Raw genomic sequence first — 24,133 nt, 5'->3', positions numbered from 1 at the left:
GATCATGATTTCGTGTCCTGAATTTTAGCATGATCGCTGCGCAATCGCTTCGCGTTTGTCGCGGGAAAACCGGTTTCGGCGTTTCCGGATCATGTGCCGGTCAACCGAACCGGCCGGTGATGTAATCCTGGGTGCGTCGATCGCTCGGCGACGTGAAGATCTTGTTGGTGTCGTCGAATTCGATCAACTCGCCGAGATACATGAAGGCGGTCTTGTCGGAGACGCGCGCCGCCTGCTGCATGTTGTGGGTGACGATCGCGATCGTGTAGTCCTCGGAGAGCTCCTGGATCAGCTCCTCGACCTTGGCGGTCGAGATCGGATCGAGCGCCGAGCACGGCTCGTCGAACAGGATCACCTCGGGGCGCACCGCCACGGTGCGCGCGATGCACAGGCGCTGCTGCTGGCCGCCGGAGAGCGACAGGCCGGAAGCGTTCAGCTTGTCCTTGACCTCGTTCCACAGCGCGCCGCCGCGCAGCGCCTTTTCGACCCGGTCGTCCATCTCGGACTTCGAGATCTTCTCGTAGAGGCGGATGCCGAAGGCAATGTTCTCGTAGATCGTCATCGGGAACGGCGTCGGTTTCTGGAATACCATGCCGACCCGCGCGCGGAGCAGATTCAGGTCGAGCTTGGGATCGAGAATGTTGGTCTGGTCCAGCATCAGCTGGCCGACCGCGCGCTGGCCCGGATAGAGGTCATACATCCGGTTGAAGACGCGCAGCAGGGTCGACTTGCCGCAGCCGGACGGGCCGATGAACGCCGTGACGCGGTTGGTGCCGAGCGTCAGGTTGATATTCTTCAGCGCATGATGCTCGCCGTAATAGAAGTTGAGGTTGCGCACCGTGACTTTCGGCGGCGCTTCGGGAAGCGGAACCTGGGGAACGTGGCCCGCGGCAGTCGTTGAGACGGAAAGCTCGGTCATTTTGCGGCCCTTTCGGCACCAAGGATACGCGCGCCGATATTCAACGCGAGCACGGTGAATGTGATGAGCAGTGCGCCGCTCCACGCCAGCTCTTTCCAGTAGGCGTAGGGGCTCTGCACGAAATTGTTGATGGTCACCGGCAGGTTGGCCATCGTCTTGGTCAAGTCCCAGCTGAAAAACTGGTTCGACAGCGCGGTGAACAGCAGCGGCGCGGTTTCGCCGGCAACACGGGCGGTCGCCAGCAGCACGCCGGTGATCAAGCCGCTACGCGCAGCACGATAAGCGATCCGCTTGATCACCAGCGAGCGCGGCAGGCCGAGCGCGGAGGCCGCCTCGCGCAGCGGATTGGGCACCAGGAGCAGCATGTCCTCGGTGGTGCGCAGCACGACCGGGATCACGATCACGGCGAGTGCGAGGCTGCCTGCGATCGCCGAGAAGCCGCGCATCGGCACCACCACCGCGCCATAGATGAACAGGCCGATGATGATCGACGGCGCGCTGAGCAGGATGTCGTTGATGAAGCGGATCACCGAGGTGAGCTTGTCGTGCTTGCCGTATTCGGCAAGGTAGGTACCGGCGAACAGGCCGAGCGGCGCGCCGATGCCGACGCCGATCACGGTCATGATGAGCGAGCCGACGATGGCGTTGAGCAGGCCGCCGTCGGTCGAGCCGGGCGGCGGCGTGTTCTGGGTGAACAGCTGCACGCTGAGGCCGGCAAGGCCGTTATAGAGCAGCGTGATCAGGATCAGCGCCAGCCAGGTGACGCCGAACAGCGCCGCCCCGACGCAAAGTGCGCGGATGATGATGTCGCTGCGGCGGCGGGATTTGTAGATCGGGTTCATGGCGTTATTTCCCCGCCTTCCTTTCAAGCCGCATCAGCATCAGCCGCGCGCCGGCAAGCACGAAGAAGGTCAGCACGAACAGCAACAGGCCGAGCAGGATCAGGCCGGACTGGTGCAGGCCGTCGCTCTCGGCGAATTCGCTAGCGATCGCCGCCGAGATCGTGGTGCCCGGCGCGAAGATCGACGACGAAATGCGGAACGAGTTGCCGATGATGAAGGTCACCGCCATGGTCTCGCCGAGCGCGCGGCCGAGCGCCAGCATGATGCCGCCGATCACACCGACCCTTGTGTAGGGGATCACGACGCTGCGGACGACTTCCCAGGTGGTGCAGCCCATGCCGTAGGCGGCTTCCTTGAGCACCGGCGGCACGGTCTTGAACACGTCGACCGAGATCGCGGTGATGAAGGGCAGCACCATGATGGCAAGGATCAGCGCCGCGTTGAACAGGCTGAGATAGGATGGCGGGCCGGCGAACACCGCGCCCAGCACCGGAACGCCCTCGAAGATCCGGATCATGAAGGGCTGGAAGGTATTGGCCAGGAACGGGCCCAGCACGAAGAAGCCCCACATGCCGTAGATGATGGAGGGGATGCCGGCGAGCAGCTCGATGGCGATGCCGATCGGGCGGCGCAGCATTTGCGGGCAGAGCTCGGTGAGGAACACGGCGATGCCGATGCCGACCGGAATGGCGATCATCATCGCGATGATCGAGGTGATCAGCGTGCCGTAGATCGGGCCGAGCGCGCCGAGCACCGGCGGATCGGCCGAGGGCGCCCAGCGCTGTGTCCAGAGGAAGGCGAAGCCGTACTCCTTCATCGCCGGCCAGGCGCCGACGATCAGCGACAGGATGATGCCGCCGAGGATCAACAGAACCGAAATCGCCGAGATGCGGGTGATCCAATAGAAGGTGAGGTCACCCAGCTTGAAGGCGCTGAGGGCCTTGGCGCGATCGTATGGTCCGGCGGCTTCCATCACATCGCTCTGAACAGCCATGTCTGCCACGCCAATTTCCTCTTTTTTATTTAAAAGCTGCACCAACCGCTACGCCCCCGAAGCGATCTTCATCGACGCATGAGGCCGGACGTCGTTCCGGTTGCGCCTCCCGGGGGCGCGAACCCCGGGCTCCATCCACGTATCTTGCCGCGTTTCTTGCCGCGGTGATGGGGCCCGGTCCTGGTCGCTCAACCTGTGCCGCCCTTGGGAGGCGGCACAGGCCTTATTCGAAGCGATGGACTTAGCTCTTGATGTCCGAGGACCAGGTCTTCTCGATCAGCTTGACGACCGAGTCCGGCATCGGGATGTAGTCGAGCTCTTCGGCCGCCTTGCCACCCTTCTCGAAGGCGTACTTGAAGAACTTGAGCGCTTCCTGCGAGGCCGCCTTGTCGGTCGAGTCCTTGTGCATCAGGATGAAGGTCGCCGCGGTGATCGGCCAGGAGGCTTCGCCCGGCTGGTCGGTCAGGATCACGTAGTAGCCGGGGGCCTTGGACCAGTCGGCATTCGACGCAGCAGCCTGGAAGGCGGCAATGGTCGGCTGCACGGTCTTGCCGGCCTTGTTGACCAGCGCGGTGTAGGTCAGCTTGTTCTGCTTGGCGTAGGCGTATTCGACATAGCCGATCGCGTTCTTGGTCTGGCTGATGTTGCCGGCAACGCCTTCGTTGCCCTTGGCGCCGACGCCGACCGGCCACTCGACCGCGGTGCCGGAACCGACCTTGGACTTCCAGTCGGCGTTCGACTTGGAGAGGTAGTCGGTGAAGTTGAAGGTGGTGCCCGAACCATCCGAGCGGCGGACGACGGTGATCGCATCGGCCGGCAGGGTCAGCTTCGGATTGAGCTTGGCGATCGCGGCGTCATTCCACTTGGTGATCTTGCCGAGATAGATGTCGCCGAGCACTTCGCCGGAGAGCACGAGATCGCCCGGCTTGATGCCTTCGACGTTCACGACCGGAACGATCGCGCCCATCACCATCGGCCACTGGACGAGGCCGTCCTTCTCGAGCTGCTCGGCCTTGAGCGGCGCGTCGGTCGCACCGAAGGTCACGGTCTTGGCCTGGATCTGCTTGATGCCGGCGCCCGAACCGATCGACTGATAGTTCAGGCCATTGCCGGTGTCCTTCTTGTAGGCGTCAGCCCACTTCGAATAGATCGGGAACGGAAACGTTGCGCCCGCGCCGGTAATATCGGCAGCGAAGGCCGACGTCGACGCGGCCACCAGGCCGGCAGCGACGATTGCTTTGATGAAATTCATGGGGTGGTCTCCATCTTGTGAGCGAAGCGCCGAATGCGCCCGATCGCGCTCACGCCGGTCCATCTAGGAGCGGTCGGTGCTGCTTTTACGAAGGTTGGATGACACTTGGATGACAGCTATAAGTGGCTGAAAACGCTTAGCTTTGGGTCGGCAGCGGGGTCTTCGGCCGGGGAAAACAGGCGGTAAAAGTGGCGCCATTGTTCGGCACGCTTTCGATCACAAGACGCCCGCGATGACGGTTAAGAATATGTTTCACCAGCGATAATCCGAGGCCCGTTCCGCCCTGGTTTCGGCTGTCGCCGACGTCCACCCGGTAGAACCGTTCGGTCAGCCGCGGCAGATGCTCCGGGGCGATGCCGGGGCCGAAATCCCGTACCAGGACACGGATTTCGGGGGCCCCCTCGCCCGATGCGCCCGAAACGGTCTGATTGAGCGACACTATGACGCGGCCGCCCGAGGCACCGTATTTGAGGGCGTTCTCGATCAGGTTCTCGAACAGGCGGAGTAGTTCCTCGCGGTCGCCGGCGATCATGACCGGGGCCTGAGGCAGGTCGACATCGATCTCGACCTGGCGCTCGCTGGCCAGCGCCTCGAGCCCGTCGGCCACCTGGCGGATGATCGGCACGATGTCGATCGACGCCTCGGGCCGCACATGGGCCGACAGCTCGACCCGCGACAGCGACAGCAGGTCGTCGATCAGCCGCGCCATGCGGGTGGCCTGGGTGTGCATGATGCCGAGGAAGCGCTCGCGGGCCCGCGCGTCCTCCCGTGCCGGCCCCTGCAGCGTGTCGATGAAGCCGGACAGCGCGGCGAGCGGCGTGCGCAGCTCGTGGCTGGCATTGGCGACGAAATCGGCGCGCATCTCCTCGACCCGGCGCAGCGGCGTCAGATCGTGGAAGGTCATCAGCATGCACTTCTCGGTGCCGCCGAACTGGGTCGGCACCGGCACCGGCGTGATCACCAGTTCCATCCAGCGATCGACCGGAACGTGATCGCTGTAGGTGGCGCGGCGCGGCTCGGTGGTCGCGATCGCCTCGCGCAATGCGGTGATAATCTCCGGCGAACGCAGGGCAAATTGCGCCAGCTCGTTCTTGCGCAACGCCGGCGCGAGTTGGGAGGCGGCGGCGTTGAGATGGATGACGCGGCCGGCGCGATCGAGCAGCACGGCCGGATCCGGCATGCCGGCGACGACGGCGCTGACCGCGGTAGCCTCGACCGGATTGCCGTGGCGAACATCCTCGCGCGAGGTGCCGGCATCATGCAGCCGCCATGGCACCAGGGCCGCGGCCGCGATGCAGACGAACACCGCGCAGGCGCGCACCAGCGACAATTCGCCGAGCGCGACCACCACGCTCAAGGCCAGCGCTGCGGCAAGCAGGATCAGCGCGGAATGGCGCAGCCGGTCAGGCCAGGGCGAGAATATGGAAGGCGGAGAATCGTCAATTGCCATCGCGGCGGCTTTCTTCCCGTCGGTTCATGTCTCGCCCAGGCGCGGTCATAGCGACCGTCCCTCGGGAGGCATCGGGCCGCTTCATCAGACGCCGGAGTCACCGCGCTTGCGGACCAGAACCGCCTCATGATGCGGCTCTGCGCGGGAACCCGAATCAGCCTGCGGCAGCCGTTTGAGTCGGGCGCCGACGATAACCTCCCGAAACGTCAGCAAGATTACAGATATGACGAACGGCGCAATATAGTAGAGCAGGCGGAACAACAGCATACCGCCGAGTAGATCCTCGCGGTCCATCTGCCAGAGGCCGACCAGCATGGCGGCGTCGAACACCCCGAGCCCGCCGGGGGAATGGCTGGCGAAGCCGAGCAGGGTCGCCGACACGAAAATGACCGCGACCACGACGAAGCCGAGATTGGGCTCGTCCGGCACCAGCACGTACATCGCCAGCGCGCAGAAGCCGAGGTCGACGATGCCGATCGCGATCTGCAGCAGGGTCAGCGGACCGCCCGGCAGGGTCACTGTCCAGGGGCCGCGGCCGACCACCCGCGGCTGGGTCCAGACCCAGACCACATAGGCGACCAGCGCGATGATGATCGCGAAGGCCAGCGTGCGGTTGAGCCAGGGCGGCAGCTGGTCGATGTTGGCGGCGGCCTCGGGGTGATAGGCGATGCCGAGCCCGAGCACCGCGGCATTGCCAAGCCAGAAGGTGAGACCGGCGAGAAAGCAGATCTTGGCGACGTCGATCGCGTTCAATCCCCAGGCCGAATAGATCCGGTAGCGCACCGCGCCGCCGGTGAAGACGCTGGCGCCGACATTGTGGCCGATCGAATAGGACGTGAACGCCGCGAGCGCATTGATGCGGTAGGGCACGTGGGCTTGGCCGATCGCGCGCACCGCGAACAGATCGTAGAAGGTCAGCGTGAAGTAGCCGGCTGCGACGAACAGTCCCGCCAGCGCGATTTGCCGCGGCTCGGTGCTCTTGATGGCCTCGAGCACCTCATTGGTGTCGATGCCGCGCAGCATGTGATAGAGGACGTAGCAGGCGATGCCGATGACGGCGATGCTGATGACAACACCCAGCCGATGCAGGATTTGCTTCTGGCGCAGAAACGCCATCGCCCTGCCTATTGCTTCCAGCATCTAGACCTCGAATTGCGATCCCGCGACGACGGCTCCCGGGCGAACTCCGCCGGCGCTTCGCTGTGCCCCGCCCCGTGTAGCGCGTTTTAAGCCGGAGTGGAATTCGTCAAACGACAATAAAACGCGCATCTTCAAGATATTAGGGATGATTCATGACAGCGGATGCACAAATATGCGCGTTTCCCGCCGCGTTCGACAAGGCTTGACATGCACGTGCGGCAGTTAGCCCGCCGATCGGTGCGCAAGACCATCCGGAAAACTACGGGGAGCAGGCATAACGCGCGACGCCCGTGCAGTGCAAACCGCCGCCGCATGGGTCATGCGACGGCGATTTGGTAAGCCCGCGTATCGTTATGCCTGCGCCGCTGCCGCCGCGGCGGCGATCTCCGCCGCATCGGGGAAATGCCCCTTGACGCGGCGGGCGATCACTTTGCCGTCAAGCTTGACCTCGAAGACGCCGCCCTTGCCGGGCACCAGCTCCGCATCGAGCCCGAGGCGCTCGCGCAGCAGCGCTGCGGCCTCCCTGGCGCGCTTCTCGTAACCGCAGGGGCGGCAATAGGTGATCGAAAGGTCGCTCATGGCGTGCTCTCCCATCCGTTCATGCTGCGAGATGTTGCGCGCTCGCGGCCTCGACGCCGGCGATCCAGCCGGCAACCGAGCGCCCGATCGCCTCCGGATGATCTTCCTGCAGATAGTGCGCGCCGGCGCCGAGCTGGATGACCGCGCAGTGCTGCAACTTCGCCGCGAAGTCAGCGGCGAAGGCCGGCGATACCAATGCTCCAGGCGACCCCGCAAACAGCAGTTTCGGATAGGTCGATGCCGCAAGCGCCGCATGCGCCTCAGTGAGCGCCCGATCGACATCGGCAGGTTCGCCTGCGATCGGCAGCTCGCGCGGCAGCATCAATGTCGGCTTGCGGCTGTCGCGCGTCGCAAACGGCGCGCGGTAGGCTTCCATCTCCTCCTCGCTGAGCGTGCGCAGGATCGAGCCGGGCAGCACGCGCTCGACGAACGCATTGTTGTCGAGGACCATTGCTTCGCCTACTCCCGGCGTGCGGAATTTGCGGAACGTCTCCCGCGCAGCCTCGTGCTGGTGGAAGTCGGACCAATCCCGCATCGGCCGGATGAATTCCATGAAGGCGAGCCCGCGCACGAGTTGCGGACGGCGTGCCGCGAGATGGAACGCGAGCGCCGTGCCCCAATCCTGCGCGACGAGATAGGCCGAGCTGATGCCGAGCTCATCGATCAGCGCGTCGAGATAGTCCGCATGGTCGAAGAAGCGGTAGGCGATGTCGGGCTTGCCGGACTGGCCGTAGCCGATCAGGTCGGGCGCGACGCAGTGCCCGACCGGCGCCACCAGCGGCATGATGTTGCGCCAGATGTACGATGACGTCGGATTGCCGTGCAGGAACAGCACATGCGGCGCGTCGCGGCGCCCAAGCTCGCGATAGGCCATCGTGGACCCAAGCACGGCGCGATGATGCAGGCTGATGTCGGCGGATATGGTCATGGCAACTCCTTGAACACGGTTTGGAATGCGATCGTCTTGAAACGCTCGAGCGCAGCGGCGCTGCGTTCGACCTTCATGCGCAGCATCGCGCCCTGCCAGGATGCGAGCAGGAAATCGGCAAGCTCGTCGGGATCGAAGCCGGACGCGATCTCGCGCTTGGCCTGCGCTTCGGCGATGCAGGCCGCAAACGGCGCGCGCCATTCCCGGAAGATCTCGTCGAGCTGCTCGCGCAGCATCTCGCTCGAGCCCGACGCCTCGAGGCTGAAATCGCCGATCAGGCAGCCGCGGGTGAAGCCGTCATGCGCAAGCTTCCCGGTAATGAGATCGAGATAGCGCCTCAGCCTTTCGCGCGGCGCCAGCGTCGTGTCGCCGAGCGCTTCGGCGACGAGGCCGCGCACATAGAGGAAGTAGCGATCGAGCACCTCGGAGGCGAACAGCTCCTTGGAGCGGAAGTGGTTGGTGAACGAGCCCTGCGGCGCGCCGGCGGCCGCGGTGACGTCGCGCACACTGGTGCCGTGATAGCCGGTCCGGAACATTTCCTTCAGGCCGGCGTCGAGGATGGCATCGCGGAGGGAGGGTTTGGGCATGGGCAACATTTAATACGTACGTACGTATTGATGTCAAGCAATATCGATGCGACGCCGCCGGCGACCGGCGAAATCGCTTAAGTCCTCTGGATCAAGGGTTTGGGGTCAGCCCACCGGCTTGCTGCGCGAAACCACCCAGTCGCGCAGCCAGGAGCCGATCGCGCAGCCGACGAGATAGAGCGCGAACATGCATAGGAAGAGATCGAGCCAATAGCCGAAGCGGCCGGGCACGATCCGCGCGAACGACGCCGCCACCAGCGCGGCGGCGAGCACGGCCAGCCAGATCATCCACACCTTCGAGACGGCCTGTGCCCGATGGACCACCGCGATCCAGCCCATGCCGAAGCCAAGCAGGGCTGCGCCGAGCAGCCAACCCCAGAAGAATGTCGCGAGCACGGTCATCGCTACTTCACCACGAATTCGATGCGGCGGTTCTGCGCCTTGCCGTCTTCATTCTCGTTGCCGGCCAGCGGCTGCGTGCTGCCATACCCGATCGGCGTGAAGCGGTTGGCCGGCAGACCGGCGCGCACGAGATAATCGACCACGGCCTGCGCGCGCCGCTCCGACAATGCCTGGTTCGCCGCTTCCTCACCGTCGCTGTCGGTATGGCCGGCGACCTCGATCGTCGCGTTGGGACAGCGCATCGCGGTCTCGATCAGACGGTCGAGCAGGCCGGCGGAATCCGCAACGATGTCGGCCTTGCCGGACTCGAAGCGGATCTTGCCCTTGGAGAGGATCTCGGAGAACAGCTGTTGGCACACGGTGAGATCGACCGGCGCCGCCGCCGGCTTCACCGTGACCTCGGCCTTGAACTGCCAGCCTTGCGGAAAGTCCTTGCCGAGCCCGTCGCGGATCTGGCCTGCCGCGGCATCATAGAGCGCATCGCCCGACAGCTTCACCTCGCGATCCGATACCACGAGCGTGCCGGTCGACAACCGCGACAGCGCACCGAGCGCCGGCACCACCGCCGCAGCAAATCCTGACGGCGCGCCGAGGCTGGCCTTGAGATTGTCGACCACCTTCTCGCTGAAGAACTTGCGGCCGGCGGCTGCGACCAGCGCGGCATGCACGTTGTTATCGGGCACGTAGCCAGTCAGCGTCAGCGTCACTGCGACCGGGTCCTTGTAGGCCTGAAACACGTAAGGCGGCGCCTTGATATCGTTGGCGGCGATCGAATAGCCCTCCGGGAGGTTCTTCAGCGCCGCCGCGACCGCTTCGCGTCCGCCGAGCTCGCGCGCCATGCCCGCGAGATTGACCTTGTTGTCGGTCAGCGTGATCTTGCCTTCCTTCAGCTTGCCGATCTGGTCGAGCAGCAACAGCGCCGCCGTGTCGAACCGCGACGGCGCGCCGCGGGCGAGCGCCATCTGATCCACCACCTCGACACCACCGAGGCTGGCCTTCGCGGCCTCGGCCAGCTTGCTCTTGCTCGACGGCAATGGCGCATTGCCGCCAAGCGTGACCCGCACCACGTCGCGTTCGGCAGACCAGACAAACGGCTTGGCCTCCGGAACGAGGCGGGTCTCGTCGTTGACGAGCCGCACGCCCGGCACGGCCTCGACCGACGCCACCGCGCTGAGCCGGCCGTCTTCGGAGAAGGCGTTGGCCGCAAAGGTGACGTCGCGGCCGTCGACACCGATGCGGCGCTTGTCGAGGACGGTGTCCTTCAATGCGGCATTGGAGCGCGCGGCAAGGTCCGCTTCGACCGTGGCCGTTGAGGTCCAGGCCGCGATACCCCACAGGACGACCAGCGGAATCACCCCAGGCCACCACTTGCTACTCCACTTGAAAAGTCCGTGCATTCAGCATCCTGCGGGGTCGGGAAGCAGAGAGAAAACAAACCCTTGGCTGACTGTCAAACCCCAAATCAGGCACCATGGCGGGGCCCCATGTCGGATCGGGGATAACAGTTTCTTCAGTGGTCTTTCGCTAAGTTTGCGGCGGAATGCAAATCGGCCGCCCCGCGCCCTCATGAAACAACTCCGCAACACCGTGATCCGTGCCGGGCTGGAGGCGCTGTATTTTTCCGGCGCGCACCATCTGCTGCGGCCGATCTTCGCCGGCGTCGGCACCATCTTCATGCTGCACCACGTCCGCCCGCGGCGCGCCGACGTGTTCCAGCCCAACCATCATCTCGAGGTCACGCCGGACTTCCTGCGCGCGACGCTGACGCATCTGCGCGCGCTCGACGTCGACGTCATCAGCATGGACGAGGCGCATCGCCGCCTCATCGAACGGAATTTCGCGCGGCGCTTCGCCTGCTTCACCTGCGACGACGGGTATCGCGACAACCGCGATTTCGCGCTGCCGGTCATGCGCGAGTTCGGCGCGCCGTTCACCGTCTTTGTCGCGAGCGATTTCGCCGAGGGCTGCGGCAAACTGTGGTGGATCGCGCTGGAGCGGGTGATCGCGACAGCGTCCGCCATCGAGGTGCCGATCGACGGCGTCATCACGCGGATCGACACCGCGACGCCGCAAGCCAAGCGGGCCGCATTCGGCCGCATGCACGACTGGCTGCGTTCGCTGCCTGGTGAGCAGGAGATGCAGGCCGCAATCTCCGAGCTGTGCGTCCACCACGGCGTCGACGAGGGCGGCATCGCGCGCGAGCTCTGCATGTCCTGGGACGAGTTGCGCGGCTTTGCCGACGATCCGCTGGTCACCATCGGCGCGCACACCATCACCCATTGCAATCTCGCCAGGCAGACCGAGACCATCGCCTCGTTCGAGCTCGCGACCAGCCGGGCGCGGATCGAGGACGCGCTGCAACGGCCGGCGCTGCATCTCGCCTACCCCTATGGCGACCGGATCGCCGCCGGGCCGCGCGAATTCGCCCTCGCCAAATCGATCGGCTTTCGGACCGCAGTGACGACGCGGCCGGGCATGCTGTTTGCCGAAAGCGCCGACCATCTGACGGCGTTGCAGCGGGTCTCGCTGAACGGCAATTACCAGGACGCCCGCCTGCTGCCGGTCCTGACCTCCGGCGCCGCCACCGCGGTGTGGAACGGCTTCCGCCGCATCGACGCGGCGTGATCGCCTAACCTTCTTCCTTGTGAGCGCGTAACTCTGCTGCCCTCCTCCCCTTGTGGGAGAAGGTATTCAGCTTCCTTGACTCGATCCCCGGTCGCGCTCAGAACCACCGGCAACGCAATGGAGGAGCGCATGTTCAAGGATCTGTTCTCACTGAAAGGCCGCGTCGCACTGGTGACCGGGGGATCGCGCGGCATCGGCAAGATGATCGCGGCCGGTTTCCTCGCGCAGGGCGCCGCGAAGGTCTACATCACCGCGCGCAAGGCAGGTCCCTGCGAGGCCACCGCCCAGGAGCTGACCGCCGCCTATGACGGCGAATGCATCGCGCTGCCGATCGACATCTCGACCGTCGAAGGCTGCGACAAGCTCGCCGGTGAAATCATCAAGCGCGAGCCGAAGCTCGATATCCTCGTCAACAATGCCGGCGCGGCATGGGGTGCAGACTTCGACGAATTCCCGGAGAGCGGCTGGGACAAGGTGATGGACCTCAACGTCAAGTCGATCTTCTTCCTGACCAAGGCGCTGGCCAAGCCGCTGCGCGCGGCGGCGACGCACGACAGACCTGGCAAGGTGATCAACATCGCCTCGATCGACGGCATCTTCGTCAACCCGATGGAGACCTATTCCTATGCCGCGAGCAAGGCCGCGGTGATCCATCTGACGCGACGCATGGCGACGCGGCTGATCAAGGACAACATCAACGTCACCGCGATCGCGCCGGGCGCCTTCAAGTCCGACATGAACCGGGCGGCGCGCGACCACGCCGATGAAGTCGCGCAGCGCGTGCCGTCGCGGCGGGTCGGCAGCGACGAGGACATGGCGGGCACCGCGATCTACCTCGCCTCTCGCGCCGGCGACTATGTCGTCGGCAACACCATCGCGGTCGACGGCGGCGTGGTCTATGCGACCGCGGGACTGGAGATCGCGGGATAGGAAGCGCGTTGGCCACAAGCATGGCGGCAACGGATCGCGTCGTCGCAACGTGAGGTGAGCACACAAGTCAGGCTCCCTCCCCCCTTGCGGGGGAGGGCTGGGGAGAGGGGTGAGCCCCGGGCTGCACTGCAAGAGTTGAAGCGACGCTTTACCAATCGAACCGACGACGCGCTTGCGTCGCATTGGCCACGATCAACTAGGAGCGGAGCAAGCGGCACCCCTCTCCCTAACCCTCCCCCGCAAAGGGGGAGGGAACCCCTCCGCCGGTGGCTTCCTTACGTCGGCGTCGGAGCAACGAGTTCGCGAAGCAATCCGTAGCGCCGCTACGACTCGATCCTCACATATTCGAAGTCGCCAGGCTTGTTGTCGATGCCGACCTTCGGCGCCGAGATCCAGGAGGCGAACTCGCCGGGTTCGGTGACCGGCTTCATCAGCGAGGCGATGAAGTCGCCGTCCGCGGTCGACGGCAGCCAGTCGTTCTTGCGCTTGGCCCAGGTGGCATCGTCGATCAGGAGGCCGTCGGGCGTCGCATGGATGTCCTTGAACTCGCCGATCTGGCGGTGGAAGGCGGTGTTCGGCACCGCGAGCTTGTAGTCGATGCCGGCGGTCGAGATCACCTTGTTCCAGCGCAGCATGCCCTTGACGCAGTCCTGCGTGTAGTCGTCGCGCAGCCGCATGTTGAGCGCGGTCAGCGCCGGCTCGTCGACCAGCTTGATCTGGCCGTCCACCATCTTCATGACCGGATAGGTCGAATTCTTGAGCTGGTGGTCGTCGTCGATCGTGGTCTCCTTGTAGCGGCCCTTGATGCCGGCGTTGAAGGCGTTGGCCGCATTGGTCGACACTTCGGAGCCGAACAAATCGAGCGACAGCGAGTAGTGCAGGTTCAGCTTCTTCTGGATGGTCGGCAGGTCGATCACGCCGAGCGCACGGACCCTGGCGACGTCGTTCGGATCGGTGATGCCGGCTTCGTTCATCGCATCGCAGGTGCGCTGCACGACGCGGGTGATGCCGGTTTCGCCGACGAACATGTGGTGCGCTTCCTCGGTCAGCATGAAGCGGCAGGTGCGCGACAGCGGATCGAAGCCCGACTGCGCCAGCGAGTGCAGCTGCATCTTGCCGTCGCGGTCGGTGAAGTAGGTGAACATGAAGAACGACAGCCAGTCCGGCGTCGCCTCGTTGAACGCGCCGAGCATGCGCGGAGAATCCGCGTCACCCGAGCGGCGGCGCAACAAATCATCGGCCTCCTCGCGGCCGTCGCGGCCGAAATATTTCTGCAGGAGGTAGACCATCGCCCAGAGGTGGCGGCCTTCCTCGACATTGACCTGGAACAAATTGCGCATGTCGTAGAGCGACGGCGCGGTCTTGCCGAGATGGCGCTGCTGCTCGACCGAGGCGGGCTCGGTGTCGCCCTGGATCACGATCAGGCGGCGCAGCATCGCGCGATGCTCGCCGGGGACTTCCTGCCAAGCCGGCTTGCCGTAATCCTCGCCGAACGGAATGACACGGTTCTCTTCCTGCGGTGCGAGCAAGATGCCCCAGCGATATTCCGGCATCCGCACGTAGTCGAACTTGGCCCAACCGCGCGGATCGACCGAATAGGCGGTGCGCAGATAGACCAGCGATTCCTGGAAGCCGTCCGGCCCCATGTCCTTCCACCAGTCCATGTAACCGGGATGCCAGCCTTCCAGGGCCTTGAGCACCTGGCGGTCCTCGGCGAGATTCACGTTGTTTGGAATCTTGGTCGAGTAATCGACGTTCATGATGTTCATGTTCATGGCCGCGCTCCTTGGTGTCGTTTCGTGCCTATCGCGTGTTGCTCAACCGTCATCCTGAGGAGCGCGTAGCGCGTCTCGAAGGATGCTGTTCGGCGTTCTTGCCTCCAATCATCCTTCGAGGCTCGCCCAGCGGCGCAATTGCGCCGCAAGGCTCGCACCTCAGGATGACGGTGGTGTCAAACTTAAACCCTCGTCATATCGAATTGCGCCTTCTGGCCGGTGCCGTAGCGGCGCAACGCGCCGTCCTCACCGACCGCATTGGGCCGCTGGAAGATCCAGTTCTGCCACGCGGTGAGGCGCGAGAAGATCTTCGATTCCATGGTCTCGGGACCGACGAAGCGCAGATTGGCTTCCATGCCGGTGAGGCCGTCCGGCGAGAACGAGGTGCGTTCCTCGAAGAACACGCGGACCTCGTCGTCCCAGTCGATGTCGTCGAGCGCGAAGGTGACGAGACCGAGCTCCTCGGCCTCCTCGGCGTCGAGCGCCTTGCCGATCGAGGCGTGCGCGCGCTCGAGATCCGACGGGTCGGCCTGGAAGCGCGACTGCAGCCGGGTCAGGCCGTGGCTCATCGGATAGGGCCCGAAATTCATCGCGGTCAGCTCGATCGCCGGCGGCGGGCGGTTGTCGCCCTGCTTCTGGCCGATCAGCATGTAGGAGCGGTCGGCGGCGAACACGAGTTCGGCCAGCGTGCCGACGAAGCAGGAGCCGGGCTCGACCAGCGTCACCAGCGTGCGCGAGGTGACGTCGATGCGCTTGAGCACGCGCTTCCAGTAATGCCTGACCTCGTTGACCAGCCAGTACGCCTTGTTGGCCTCCAGGAACGCGTCATAGGACACGACATTGGCGCGGTCGCCGTGGCTCTTGAACACCAGCATCGCGATCTCGAGCTCGTTGATGCGCAGATGCAGGATCGCATCGTCGAGCTCTCGCGCAACTTGGAGCGGCCAGAACGCAGCGCCCTCCCCGATCATGCCGTCGATGTCGGCCGGCGCCGTGGTTTCCGGCGCCTTGATCGAGATGGTGGCGATACGCGCGGCGCGGTCGATGTCGACGCTGACGAAGCCGTAGCGGATCGCACTGTCGTCGATGGTACGCACGAGCGGCGTCAGCGCGATGCCCTTGCCTTCGCCGTTGCGCTTCGACTTGGCGGCGAATTCCTTGACCCGCTCGGCAAGCTTGCCTTCGAGCTTGGAGTTCGGCGCGATCTCGTCGACCAGGCGCCAGGAGACGGCGCGCTTGCCCTTGATGCCTTCCTCGATGGTGCAGAAGAAATCGGCATGGTCGCGACGCACCTTGCGCTTGTCTACGACGCGGGTGAGTCCACCGGTGCCCGGCAGCACCGCAAGCAGCGGCACTTCCGGCAGCGCGACGGCGGCGGCGCCGTCATCGGCCATCATGATGTGATCGGTCGCGAGCGCCAGCTCATAGCCGCCGCCGGCCGCGGTGCCGTTGACGACGGTGATGAAGCTCTGGCCGGAATTCTCGCTGGAATCCTCCAGGCCGTTGCGGGTCTCGTTGGTGAACTTGCAGAAGTTCACCTTGTGGGCGTGGGTCGAGCCCGCGAGCATGCGGATGTTGGCGCCGGCGCAGAACACCCGGTTCTTGCCCGAGCGCATCACCACGACCTTCACCTCGGGATGCTCGAAGCGCAGCCGCTGCACGGCGTCCGCCAGCTCGATGTCGACGCCGAGGTCGTAGGAATTGAGCTTGAGCTGATAGCCCTCGAACAGGCCGGCGTTCTCGTCGACGTCCATGGTCAGCGTCGCGACGTCACCCGCGATGTCGATCTTCCAGTGCCGGTAGCGCGACGGATCGGTCTGGAAGTCGATGTACTTCGCCCCGCCTGCAAGGACGCGATCGTCACCAGCCATGGGCCACCCTTATCTGTTGTCTTGCTGTTGTTCGCTTGAAGGTTCGTCGTCGACGTATTCATGCACAATAATGCATGTTTTCGATCTGGTCCAGTTCAAAATGCAAAAACATGCACTTTGCTTCATGTTCGGGAAAATCGCTTGCCGGGCCAATGACCTGGTACCGGCAGGAAATGTCAGGCGGCCAGCGCCGGGTCGTCGCGCAGCGCTGCCCTCGCGAATTCGGTGACTGCCTCCAGCGTCACCGCTGATGCCTCGCGGTGCGGCGAGTGGCCGGCGCCGGCGATCGCGGCGACGTCGACCGGGCAGTAGCATTCGTCCTGGGCGATCTCGACCTGGCGCATCGTGCCGTATTGATCGTCGGCGCCCTGCACGATCAGCACGGGCACGCGGATATAGGCTAGATAGTCAGAGATATCCCAGTCGCGGAATGCCGGATCGAGCCAGGCGTCGTTCCAGCCGCGGAAGGCGTTGTCGACATCCTTGTGCCAGCGCGCCAGCTTCTCCCTGAGATTGGTGGTCTCATACGCCGTCTTGATCTCGGCGATCGACTGCACCGAGATGTCCTCGACGATGAAATGCGGCGCGAGCAGCGCGAGACCTTGCAGGCGATGATCCTGATGCGCGCCGGCATAGATCGCCGCGATCGACGCGCCGTCGGAATGACCGACCAAAAGACCGCGGCGGAAGCCGATCCGGTCGAGCAGCTTCGGCAGCACGTCGAGCGCCTCGCGATGCATGTAGTCGACCGGCCGCGGCAGTTTTGCCGGCGACGAGGCGCCATAGCCCGCGCGCGAATAGGCGAACACGCCGGCGCCGGTCGCGGCCTGCAGCTTCTCGGGGAAATCGCCCCACAGCCCGGCGCAGCCGAGGCCTTCATGCAGCATCACGAGCGTCGGCGCCGTCTCGGGCGACGGCCCGATCATGCGGTATTCGAGATCGGCGCCGTCGATGGCGAGGAAGCCTGTGGGATTCAAGTTCGTCATGGTCGCACCGTCCTCACTCGTCGTCCCGGCGAAAGCCGGGACCCATACCCACAGGCTTCAGTTGTTGCGCAAAAGCCGTCGAACAGTATCTCTTAGAACAAAGGCCGCGGCGTATGGGTCCCGGCTTTCGCCGGGACGACGGCGCTATTGCGAGCCGTCACGCAATTTGAACCGCTGGATCTTGCCGGTCGCCGTCTTCGGCAGATTGTCGACCACGTCGATCCAGCGCGGATATTTCCACGGGCCGATCTTCTGCTTGACGTGCTCCTTCAACGCCTCGTGCAAACCTTCGGCCGAGCTCTCGGGGCGCAGCACCACATAGGCCTTCGGCTTGAGCAGTCCTTCCGGATCGGCCTCCGGCACGACGGCGGCTTCGAGCACCGCGGGATGCGTGATCAGCGCGCTCTCGACCTCGAACGGCGACACCCAGATGCCGGAAACCTTGAACATGTCGTCGGCGCGGCCGCAGAAGGTGTAGCGGCCGTCGGCATCGCGCGTGTACTTGTCGCCGGTGCGGGTCCAGGCGCCCTCGAAGGTGGCGCGGCTCTTGGCGCGCTGATTCCAGTAGCTCTCGCCGGCCGAGGGCGCATCGACCAGCAGTTCACCGACCTCGCCGTCCGCGACCTCGGCACCGGCCTCGTTGACCAGCCGCACCTTGTAGCCGGGCACCGGACGGCCGGACGAGCCGTATTTGATGTCGCCGGGCGCGTTCGACAGGAAGATGTGCAGCAGCTCGGTCGAGCCGACGCCGTCGAGGATGTCGACGCCGAACCGCGCGCGCCAGGCATTGCCGACCGATTCCGGCAGCGCCTCGCCGGCCGAGGTGCAGACCCGCAGGCGATTGCCGCCGGACTGCGCCTTCGTCGCCTCGTCGTTCAGCATCGCTGCGAACAGCGTCGGCACGCCGAAGAAGATGCTGGGATGATATTTGTTCATCAGCGCGAACATCACCGCCGGCGTCGGACGTTCCGAATTCAGAATCGTGGTGGCGCCGACCGACATCGGGAAGGTCAGCGCATTGCCGAGCCCATAGGCGAAGAACAGCTTTGCCGCCGACAGGCCGACATCATCCTCGCGGATGCCGAGCACCTGGCTAGCATAGGTCTCCGCCGTCGCGGCGAGATTGGAATGCAGATGGCGCACGCCCTTCGGCATGCCGGTCGAGCCCGACGAATAGAGCCAGAACGCCGGCTCGTCGGCATGCGTCGGCGCGGTCGCGAACACGTCGCTCTCGCGCGCGATCTCGTCGGACAGCCTCTTGTGGCCGTGCGCGTTCTTGCCGGAGATCACGACATGCTCGAGGTCGGGCATGCGCGCGATGATGTCCTTCACCACCGGCAGCAGCGCCTCGGAGACGAACAGCACCCGCGCGCGGCAATCACCGAGGATGTAGGCGTATTGCTCCGCGGTCAGCAGCGTGTTGAGCGGCACCGGCACCACGCCGGCGCGGATCGCGCCGAGGAACACGATCGGGAAATCGACCGTGTCCAGCATGATCATGGCGACCCGCTCCTCGCGGCGGACGCCGAGACGGCGCAGCATGTTGCCGACGCGCCGGGTCTGCTGCTGCAACTGGCCATAGGTGATTTGCGACACGGTATCGTCGAACACGACCTTGCCGCCGCGGCCTTGATCGACGTTGCGGTCGAGCAGCCAGGAGACTGCGTTGTAAGTCATGCCCCGCTCCCCGGACCTTGCTTGGGACCCAGACGCGCCACGCTTCCCTCTCCTGTGAATTTAAGAATTATAATTCATACAAAGCCACTAGGCTGGCTTGCTGTCAATCCTTATCGGCACTATGTTTCCCAGACCATCGGACCTGATTCAGTCAGGACCGCGCGTCGCACGGGGATCATGACCGCAGCCAACGATCCGGAGACCGACTTCCTCGAACAGCTCGGCCAGCGTGTGCGCACCATGCGCGCCCTGCGCGGCATGTCGCGCAAGGTGCTCGCCAAGGTCTCCGGCATTTCCGAACGCTACATCGCCCAGCTCGAGAGCGGCAAAGGCAATGTCTCGATCGTGCTGCTGCGCCGTGTCGCAGGCGCGATGGGCGCGCACCTCGAAGACCTGATCCCCTCGAACGAGCCCGTGCCGGACTGGGCCGTGATCCGCGATCTCCTGCGGAAAGCTTCGCCGAACCAGATCGCACAGGCCAAGGACATGCTCGCCGGCAGCAGCCCGCTGGCGCCACGCCGCGCCTCGTTCTCCGGCATTGCGCTGATCGGCCTCCGCGGCGCCGGCAAGACCACGCTCGGCCGCATGCTGGCGAAGAAGATCGGCTGGAGCTTCGTCGAGCTCAACAAGGAGATCGAGGCGCAGAACGGCCTCTCGGTTGCCGAGATCATCGCGCTGTACGGCCAGGAAGGCTTTCGCCGCATGGAGCAGGCCGCGCTGACGCAGCTTCTGGCGCGCAAGGAATTGATGGTGCTGGCGACCGGCGGCGGCATCGTCTCCGAGGCGCTGACCTTCGATTTGATCCTGTCGTCGTTCTACACGATCTGGCTGAAGGCCGAGCCGGAAGAGCACATGGCCCGTGTCCGCCGCCAGGGCGACCTGCGCCCGATGGCCGACGACCGCTCGGCGATGGCGGAATTGCGCAACATCCTGGTCAGCCGCGAACCGCTTTACGCCCGCGCATCCGCGGTGGTCGACACCGCCGGGCTCTCGGTCGATGCTGCCGCCGCGCGGTTGATCGACTCGGTGCGGCCGGTGCTGCAGAACGAGGCGCGCAGCTTCGGGCTGCGCAGCGTGGCGCTGTAGTCTTATAGCACAGACCACCCCGTCATTGCGAGCGAAGCGAAGCAATCCATCCTTCCGCGTGTGCCGATGCATGGATTGCTTCGTCGCTTCAGCGCAAAATTGCTTTGCAATTTTGTCGCGAGCTCCTCGCAATGACGAAATTACAAGAGCCTGCTCTTCACATCCTCGGCCCCTTCGCGCAGTAGCGGCAGGAAACGATCGATCAATTCCTGCATCGGCACGCGATCGACATGCGCGCCCATGTTGATGGCGGCGACGATGGTGCCGTCGTAGCGGTGCACCGGCACCGAGATCGAGCGGAAATGCGGCTCGGCCTCGCGGTCGACCAGTGAGTAGCCCTGCGCGCGATCGGCGATGATGGTGGCGAGCAGTTTCTTCGGATCGGTGACGGTTTGCAGCGTCACCGGCTCGCGGCGCATCGCCTTGAGCCGCACCGCGAGCTCGGCATCATCGAGCCGGCCGAGCATCGCGCGGCCGACCGAGGTGCAGAACGCCGGCAGCCGGTAGCCGATGTCGAGGCCTGCGGAGAACACCCGCGTCGGACTCGAACGCGCGACGAACACGACATCGTCGCCGTCGAGCAGCGCGAGCGAGGCGATCTCCTGTGCCGCGGTCGCGATGCGATCGAGCACCGGCTGCAGCACCGTCACCACCTGGTTGGATTGCAGGAACGAGCCCGCGAGCGTCAGCACATGCGGGGTCAGCGTGAACAGCTTGCCGTCGGTCGCAACGAAACCGCCATGCGCCAGCGTGAACAGGATGCGGCGCGCGGTGGCGCGCGGCAGATCGGCGGCGCGCGCCAGATCGCTCAAGGTCGCAGGGCCGGTAACGGTGCCGAACACCTGCAACAGGCGCAGGCCGCGATCGAGCGCCTCGACGAAATCGGTGGCGCGCTCGTCCTGGTCGGTCCGCTTAAGCTTGGGCATGGGCATGGGATTTGCGGTTTGAACGGTTCGAAAATTGCGCTTGCTGTCCAATCTAAACATGGCATAATTCGCACATTCGTTCAATAGGCGAACAAATCCAAATTCGGGAGACGCCGCCATGATGAGCCAGGAAGCGAACGATCTGATCACCCGCACCAGCCGCAAGGACCCCTGCGGCAGACTGATGCGGATGTACTGGCAGCCGGCGGCGCTGGTCGACGAACTGGAAGGGCCGCGCCCGGTGCGGCCGGTGCGGCTGCTCGGCGAAAACCTGGTGCTGTTTCGCGGCGAGGACGGCAGCTACGGCCTGATCGATCGCCACTGCGCGCATCGCGGCGCCGACCTCGCCTTCGGCCGGCTCGAAAATGGCGGGCTGCGCTGTGCCTTCCATGGCTGGCTATTCGACACATCAGGCCAGTGCATCGAGACGCCGGCGGAGCCTGCCGGTTCGCAGCTGTGCAAGGGCATCAAGCAGCGCTCTTATCCCGTCGTCGAGAAGAGCGGCATCCTTTGGGCTTATCTCGGCGAAGGCACCCCGCCGGCATTTCCGGAGCTCGACTGCTTCGTCGCTCCCGGCAGCCACACGTTCGCGTTCAAGGGTCACATGAACTGCAACTGGCTGCAGGCGCTCGAAGTCGGCATCGATCCGGCGCACGCCTCCTTCCTGCATCGCTTCTTCGAGGATGAGGACACGTCAGCTGCCTACGGCAAGCAATTCCGCGGTGCCTCCGCCGGCAGCGACATGCCGATGACCAAGATCCTGCGCGAATATGATCGCCCGATCATCAATGTCGAGCACACCGAATACGGCCTGCGGCTGATCGCGCTGCGCGAGCTCGACGATGAGCGCACCCATGTGCGCGTCACCAACCAGCTGTTCCCGCACGGCTTCGTGATTCCGATGTCGACCGAGATGACGATCACGCAGTGGCACGTGCCGGTCGATGACGAGAACTGCTACTGGTACGCGATCTTCACCAGCTACGCCGCACCGGTCGACAAGCAGAAGATGCGCGACCAGCGGCTCGAGCTCTATACGCTGCCGGACTACAAGTCGCGCAAGAACCGCAGCAACGATTACGGCTTCGATCCGCACGAGCAGGCGACCGAGACCTATACCGGCATGGGCACCGATATCAACGTCCACGACCAGTGGGCGGTGGAATCGATGGGGGCGATCCAGGACCGCACCAACGAGCATCTCGGCCAGAGCGACAAGGCGATCGTGCAGTATCGCCGTCTGCTGCGGCAGGAGATCGAGAAGGTCGGCAGTGGCGAAAAGCCGATGCTGTTCCTCGACGAAGCCTCCGCGCGCAGCATCCAGGGCCCGGCCACGATGGACGGCATCGGGCCGACGCTGGGCTGGGAGCTCTACTGGATGGAGGTCGACGTCAAGCGCCGCCGCGGCGCACCCTGGGCTGCTCCCGTGCCGCGCGAGATCGCCGGCAAGGTGCATCATCTGACGGCGGCGGAGTAGTATGTACTCAACACCTGCCGTCATTGCGAGGAGCGAAGCAACGAAGCAATCCATACATCCGCACATGCGGCTCGATGGATTGCTTCGCTTCGCTCGCAATGACGCCTTTGGAGAGGTGACACCTTGAGTTTCGTCGAGCGTCACGGTCTGTGGTCTGACGAGCAGAAGGAGGCCGCGAACCGCCTCCGCCGCATCGTCGAGGAGAAGAACCTCGAAGTCATCCGTCTCTCCTTCCCTGACCAGCACGGCATCCTGCGCGGCAAGACGCTGATCGCGAGCGAGGCCGTGCGCTCGCTGGAGGGCGGCTGCTCGATCACCACCACGATGCTCGCCAAGGACACCTCGCACAAGACGGTGTTTCCGGTGTTCACATCAGGCGGCGGCTTCGGCATGAAGGAGATGGAGGGCGCGGCCGACGTGCTGATGGTCGCCGACCCCACCACGTTCCGCGTGCTGCCTTGGGCGCCGAACACCGGCTGGCTGCTCTGCGATCTCTATTTCAGCGACGGCCGACCCGTGCCGTTCGCGACCCGCAACCTCTATCGCAAGGTGCTCGATCAACTCGGCAGCCGCGGCTACGATTTCGTCGCCGGCCTCGAGGTCGAATTCCATCTGTTCAAGCTCGACGACGCGCACATGGCGCCGGAGGATGCCGGCCAGCCCGGACGGCCGCCGTCGGTCAGCCTGCTGTCGCACGGCTATCAGTACCTCACCGAACAGCGCTACGACCAGATGGAGCCGGCGCTCGAGATCATCCGCCGCGACATCATCGCGCTCGGCCTGCCCTTGCGCACGGTCGAGGTCGAGTTCGGCCCGAGCCAGTGCGAGTTCACCTTCGCACCGACCACAGGGCTTGCGCCGGCCGACATCATGGTGCTGTTCCGTTCGGCGGTGAAGCAGATCGCGCGCCGCCACAGCTATCACGCGACCTTCATGTGCCGGCCGAAACTGCCGAACATCTTCGCCTCGGGCTGGCACCTGCATCAGTCGCTGGTGTCGCGCACGGGCGGCGAGAACGTGTTCATGGCGAAGGAGACTGGCGAGCCGTTGAGCCCGCTCGGACGCGCCTGGCTCGCCGGCCTGATCGAGCACGCGCGGGCCTCGACCGTGTTCACGACGCCGACCATCAACGGCTACAAACGCTACCGTTCCTATTCGCTGGCGCCGGATCGCGCGATCTGGGGCCGCGACAACCGCGGCGTGATGATCCGGGTGCTCGGCGGCGCGGGCGATCCGGCGACGCGGCTGGAGAACCGGATCGGCGAGCCCGCCGCCAATCCCTATCTCTACATGGCTTCGCAAATTCTCTCCGGCCTCGACGGCGTCGATCGCAAGCTCGATCCCGGCCCGTCCGCCGACACGCCCTACGAGACCAAGGCCGCGCTGCTGCCGAAATCGCTGCGCGAAGCGGTGTTCGCGCTCAACGACGACCCGTTCTTCCGTCAGGCGCTGGGGGCCGAGTTCGTCGACTACTACGTCTTCATCAAGAACGCGGAGATCGAGCGCTTCCAGGCCGAGGTGTCGGACTGGGAGCACCGCGAATATTTCGAGATGTTTTGATTGCCTTTTCGTCGTCCCGGCGAAGGCCGGGACCCATACGCCGCGGCGGATATTGTGAACGGGAACGTCGTTCCAACATCGCGCAACAAGCAGCATTTGGGTTATGGGTCCCGGCGAAGGCCGGGAC

21 protein-coding genes are annotated in these 24,133 nt (G+C 64.8%); 5 read left to right on the top strand and 16 right to left on the bottom strand.

The features are described from left to right. Nucleotides 1–100: 100 nt before the first annotated feature. From pstB to H8A92_RS17190, 11 genes are all read right to left on the bottom strand, one after another. Nucleotides 101–919 (bottom strand): phosphate ABC transporter ATP-binding protein PstB, encoded by an 819-nt coding sequence (gene pstB, locus H8A92_RS17240; protein ID WP_229196890.1) that lies wholly within the window; start codon nt 917–919, stop codon nt 101–103. Further along, a complete protein-coding gene (gene pstA / locus H8A92_RS17235) occupies nt 916–1,761 on the bottom strand; it encodes a phosphate ABC transporter permease PstA (protein WP_229196889.1) in 846 nt (281 codons plus the stop codon). Before pstA ends, pstB begins: the two co-directional genes overlap by 4 nt. 4 nt (nt 1,762–1,765) lie before the next feature. Further along, the gene (pstC, locus tag H8A92_RS17230; protein ID WP_229196911.1) at nt 1,766–2,755 is read right to left on the bottom strand and encodes a phosphate ABC transporter permease subunit PstC; all 990 of its coding nucleotides are present in this window, start codon (nt 2,753–2,755) and stop codon (nt 1,766–1,768) included. A gap of 241 nt (nt 2,756–2,996) precedes the next feature. Further along, complete coding sequence (gene pstS, locus H8A92_RS17225; protein WP_229196888.1) at nt 2,997–4,007, bottom strand: phosphate ABC transporter substrate-binding protein PstS; 1,011 nt, start codon at nt 4,005–4,007, stop codon at nt 2,997–2,999. A 136-nt stretch (nt 4,008–4,143) separates the two neighbouring features. After that, complete coding sequence (locus H8A92_RS17220) at nt 4,144–5,457, bottom strand: ATP-binding protein (RefSeq protein WP_229196887.1); 1,314 nt, start codon at nt 5,455–5,457, stop codon at nt 4,144–4,146. A gap of 84 nt (nt 5,458–5,541) precedes the next feature. Further along, nucleotides 5,542–6,597 carry a lysylphosphatidylglycerol synthase domain-containing protein gene (locus H8A92_RS17215; RefSeq protein WP_229196886.1) on the bottom strand — a complete coding sequence of 352 codons (1,056 nt, stop codon included), beginning with the start codon at nt 6,595–6,597 and terminating at the stop codon, nt 5,542–5,544. 351 nt (nt 6,598–6,948) lie between these two features. Next, nucleotides 6,949–7,176 (bottom strand): SelT/SelW/SelH family protein, encoded by a 228-nt coding sequence (locus tag H8A92_RS17210; RefSeq protein WP_229196885.1) that lies wholly within the window; start codon nt 7,174–7,176, stop codon nt 6,949–6,951. A 19-nt stretch (nt 7,177–7,195) separates the two neighbouring features. Further along, complete coding sequence (locus H8A92_RS17205; protein ID WP_229196884.1) at nt 7,196–8,104, bottom strand: haloalkane dehalogenase; 909 nt, start codon at nt 8,102–8,104, stop codon at nt 7,196–7,198. Further along, on the bottom strand, nt 8,101–8,691 hold the full coding sequence (locus H8A92_RS17200; RefSeq protein WP_229196883.1) for a TetR/AcrR family transcriptional regulator: 591 nt from the start codon (nt 8,689–8,691) through the stop codon (nt 8,101–8,103). Before H8A92_RS17200 ends, H8A92_RS17205 begins: the two co-directional genes overlap by 4 nt. A gap of 105 nt (nt 8,692–8,796) precedes the next feature. Next, nucleotides 8,797–9,093, bottom strand: a complete 297-nt coding sequence (locus tag H8A92_RS17195; protein ID WP_229196882.1) for a hypothetical protein — start codon at nt 9,091–9,093, stop codon at nt 8,797–8,799. A 2-nt stretch (nt 9,094–9,095) separates the two neighbouring features. Continuing rightward, nucleotides 9,096–10,490 (bottom strand): OmpA family protein, encoded by a 1,395-nt coding sequence (locus H8A92_RS17190; RefSeq protein WP_229196881.1) that lies wholly within the window; start codon nt 10,488–10,490, stop codon nt 9,096–9,098. Between the two features lie 169 nt (nt 10,491–10,659). Here H8A92_RS17190 and H8A92_RS17185 point away from each other — a divergent pair, with 169 nt between their 5' ends. Continuing rightward, the gene (locus H8A92_RS17185; RefSeq protein WP_229196880.1) at nt 10,660–11,718 is read left to right on the top strand and encodes a polysaccharide deacetylase family protein; all 1,059 of its coding nucleotides are present in this window, start codon (nt 10,660–10,662) and stop codon (nt 11,716–11,718) included. Between the two features lie 129 nt (nt 11,719–11,847). Then, a complete protein-coding gene (locus H8A92_RS17180; protein ID WP_229196879.1) occupies nt 11,848–12,648 on the top strand; it encodes an SDR family NAD(P)-dependent oxidoreductase in 801 nt (266 codons plus the stop codon). A 323-nt stretch (nt 12,649–12,971) separates the two neighbouring features. Here the strand turns inward: H8A92_RS17180 and boxB are convergent, their stop codons facing one another. The 4 genes from boxB to H8A92_RS17160 form a co-directional block, all read right to left on the bottom strand. Continuing rightward, a complete protein-coding gene (gene boxB, locus H8A92_RS17175) occupies nt 12,972–14,423 on the bottom strand; it encodes a benzoyl-CoA 2,3-epoxidase subunit BoxB (RefSeq protein WP_229196878.1) in 1,452 nt (483 codons plus the stop codon). Between the two features lie 182 nt (nt 14,424–14,605). Further along, nucleotides 14,606–16,294 (bottom strand): 2,3-epoxybenzoyl-CoA dihydrolase, encoded by a 1,689-nt coding sequence (boxC, locus tag H8A92_RS17170; RefSeq protein WP_229196877.1) that lies wholly within the window; start codon nt 16,292–16,294, stop codon nt 14,606–14,608. Between the two features lie 176 nt (nt 16,295–16,470). After that, on the bottom strand, nt 16,471–17,280 hold the full coding sequence (locus H8A92_RS17165) for an alpha/beta fold hydrolase (protein ID WP_229196876.1): 810 nt from the start codon (nt 17,278–17,280) through the stop codon (nt 16,471–16,473). A 144-nt stretch (nt 17,281–17,424) separates the two neighbouring features. After that, complete coding sequence (locus H8A92_RS17160) at nt 17,425–18,957, bottom strand: benzoate-CoA ligase family protein (RefSeq protein ID WP_229196875.1); 1,533 nt, start codon at nt 18,955–18,957, stop codon at nt 17,425–17,427. Nucleotides 18,958–19,011: 54 nt separating this feature from the next. On the opposite strand from H8A92_RS17160, the gene H8A92_RS17155 reads away from it, so the two are divergent. Further along, entirely contained in the window at nt 19,012–20,043 is a 1,032-nt protein-coding gene (locus H8A92_RS17155; protein ID WP_338026547.1) for a helix-turn-helix transcriptional regulator, read from the top strand. A 140-nt stretch (nt 20,044–20,183) separates the two neighbouring features. On the opposite strand, the gene H8A92_RS17150 is transcribed toward H8A92_RS17155, so the two are convergent. Next, the gene (locus tag H8A92_RS17150) at nt 20,184–20,969 is read right to left on the bottom strand and encodes an IclR family transcriptional regulator domain-containing protein (protein ID WP_229196874.1); all 786 of its coding nucleotides are present in this window, start codon (nt 20,967–20,969) and stop codon (nt 20,184–20,186) included. Nucleotides 20,970–21,087: 118 nt separating this feature from the next. On the opposite strand from H8A92_RS17150, the gene H8A92_RS17145 reads away from it, so the two are divergent. Together H8A92_RS17145 and H8A92_RS17140 are read left to right on the top strand one after the other, a co-directional pair. Continuing rightward, entirely contained in the window at nt 21,088–22,446 is a 1,359-nt protein-coding gene (locus tag H8A92_RS17145) for an aromatic ring-hydroxylating dioxygenase subunit alpha (RefSeq protein WP_229196873.1), read from the top strand. A gap of 123 nt (nt 22,447–22,569) precedes the next feature. Then, nucleotides 22,570–24,006, top strand: a complete 1,437-nt coding sequence (locus tag H8A92_RS17140; RefSeq protein WP_229196872.1) for a glutamine synthetase family protein — start codon at nt 22,570–22,572, stop codon at nt 24,004–24,006. Nucleotides 24,007–24,133 lie beyond the last annotated feature (127 nt).

The organism is Bradyrhizobium acaciae (assembly GCF_020889785.1).
Classification (GTDB): domain Bacteria; phylum Pseudomonadota; class Alphaproteobacteria; order Rhizobiales; family Xanthobacteraceae; genus Bradyrhizobium; species Bradyrhizobium acaciae.
Note: the sequence above shows the minus strand (reverse complement) of the source record. Positions and strands in the feature narration are given on the sequence as shown.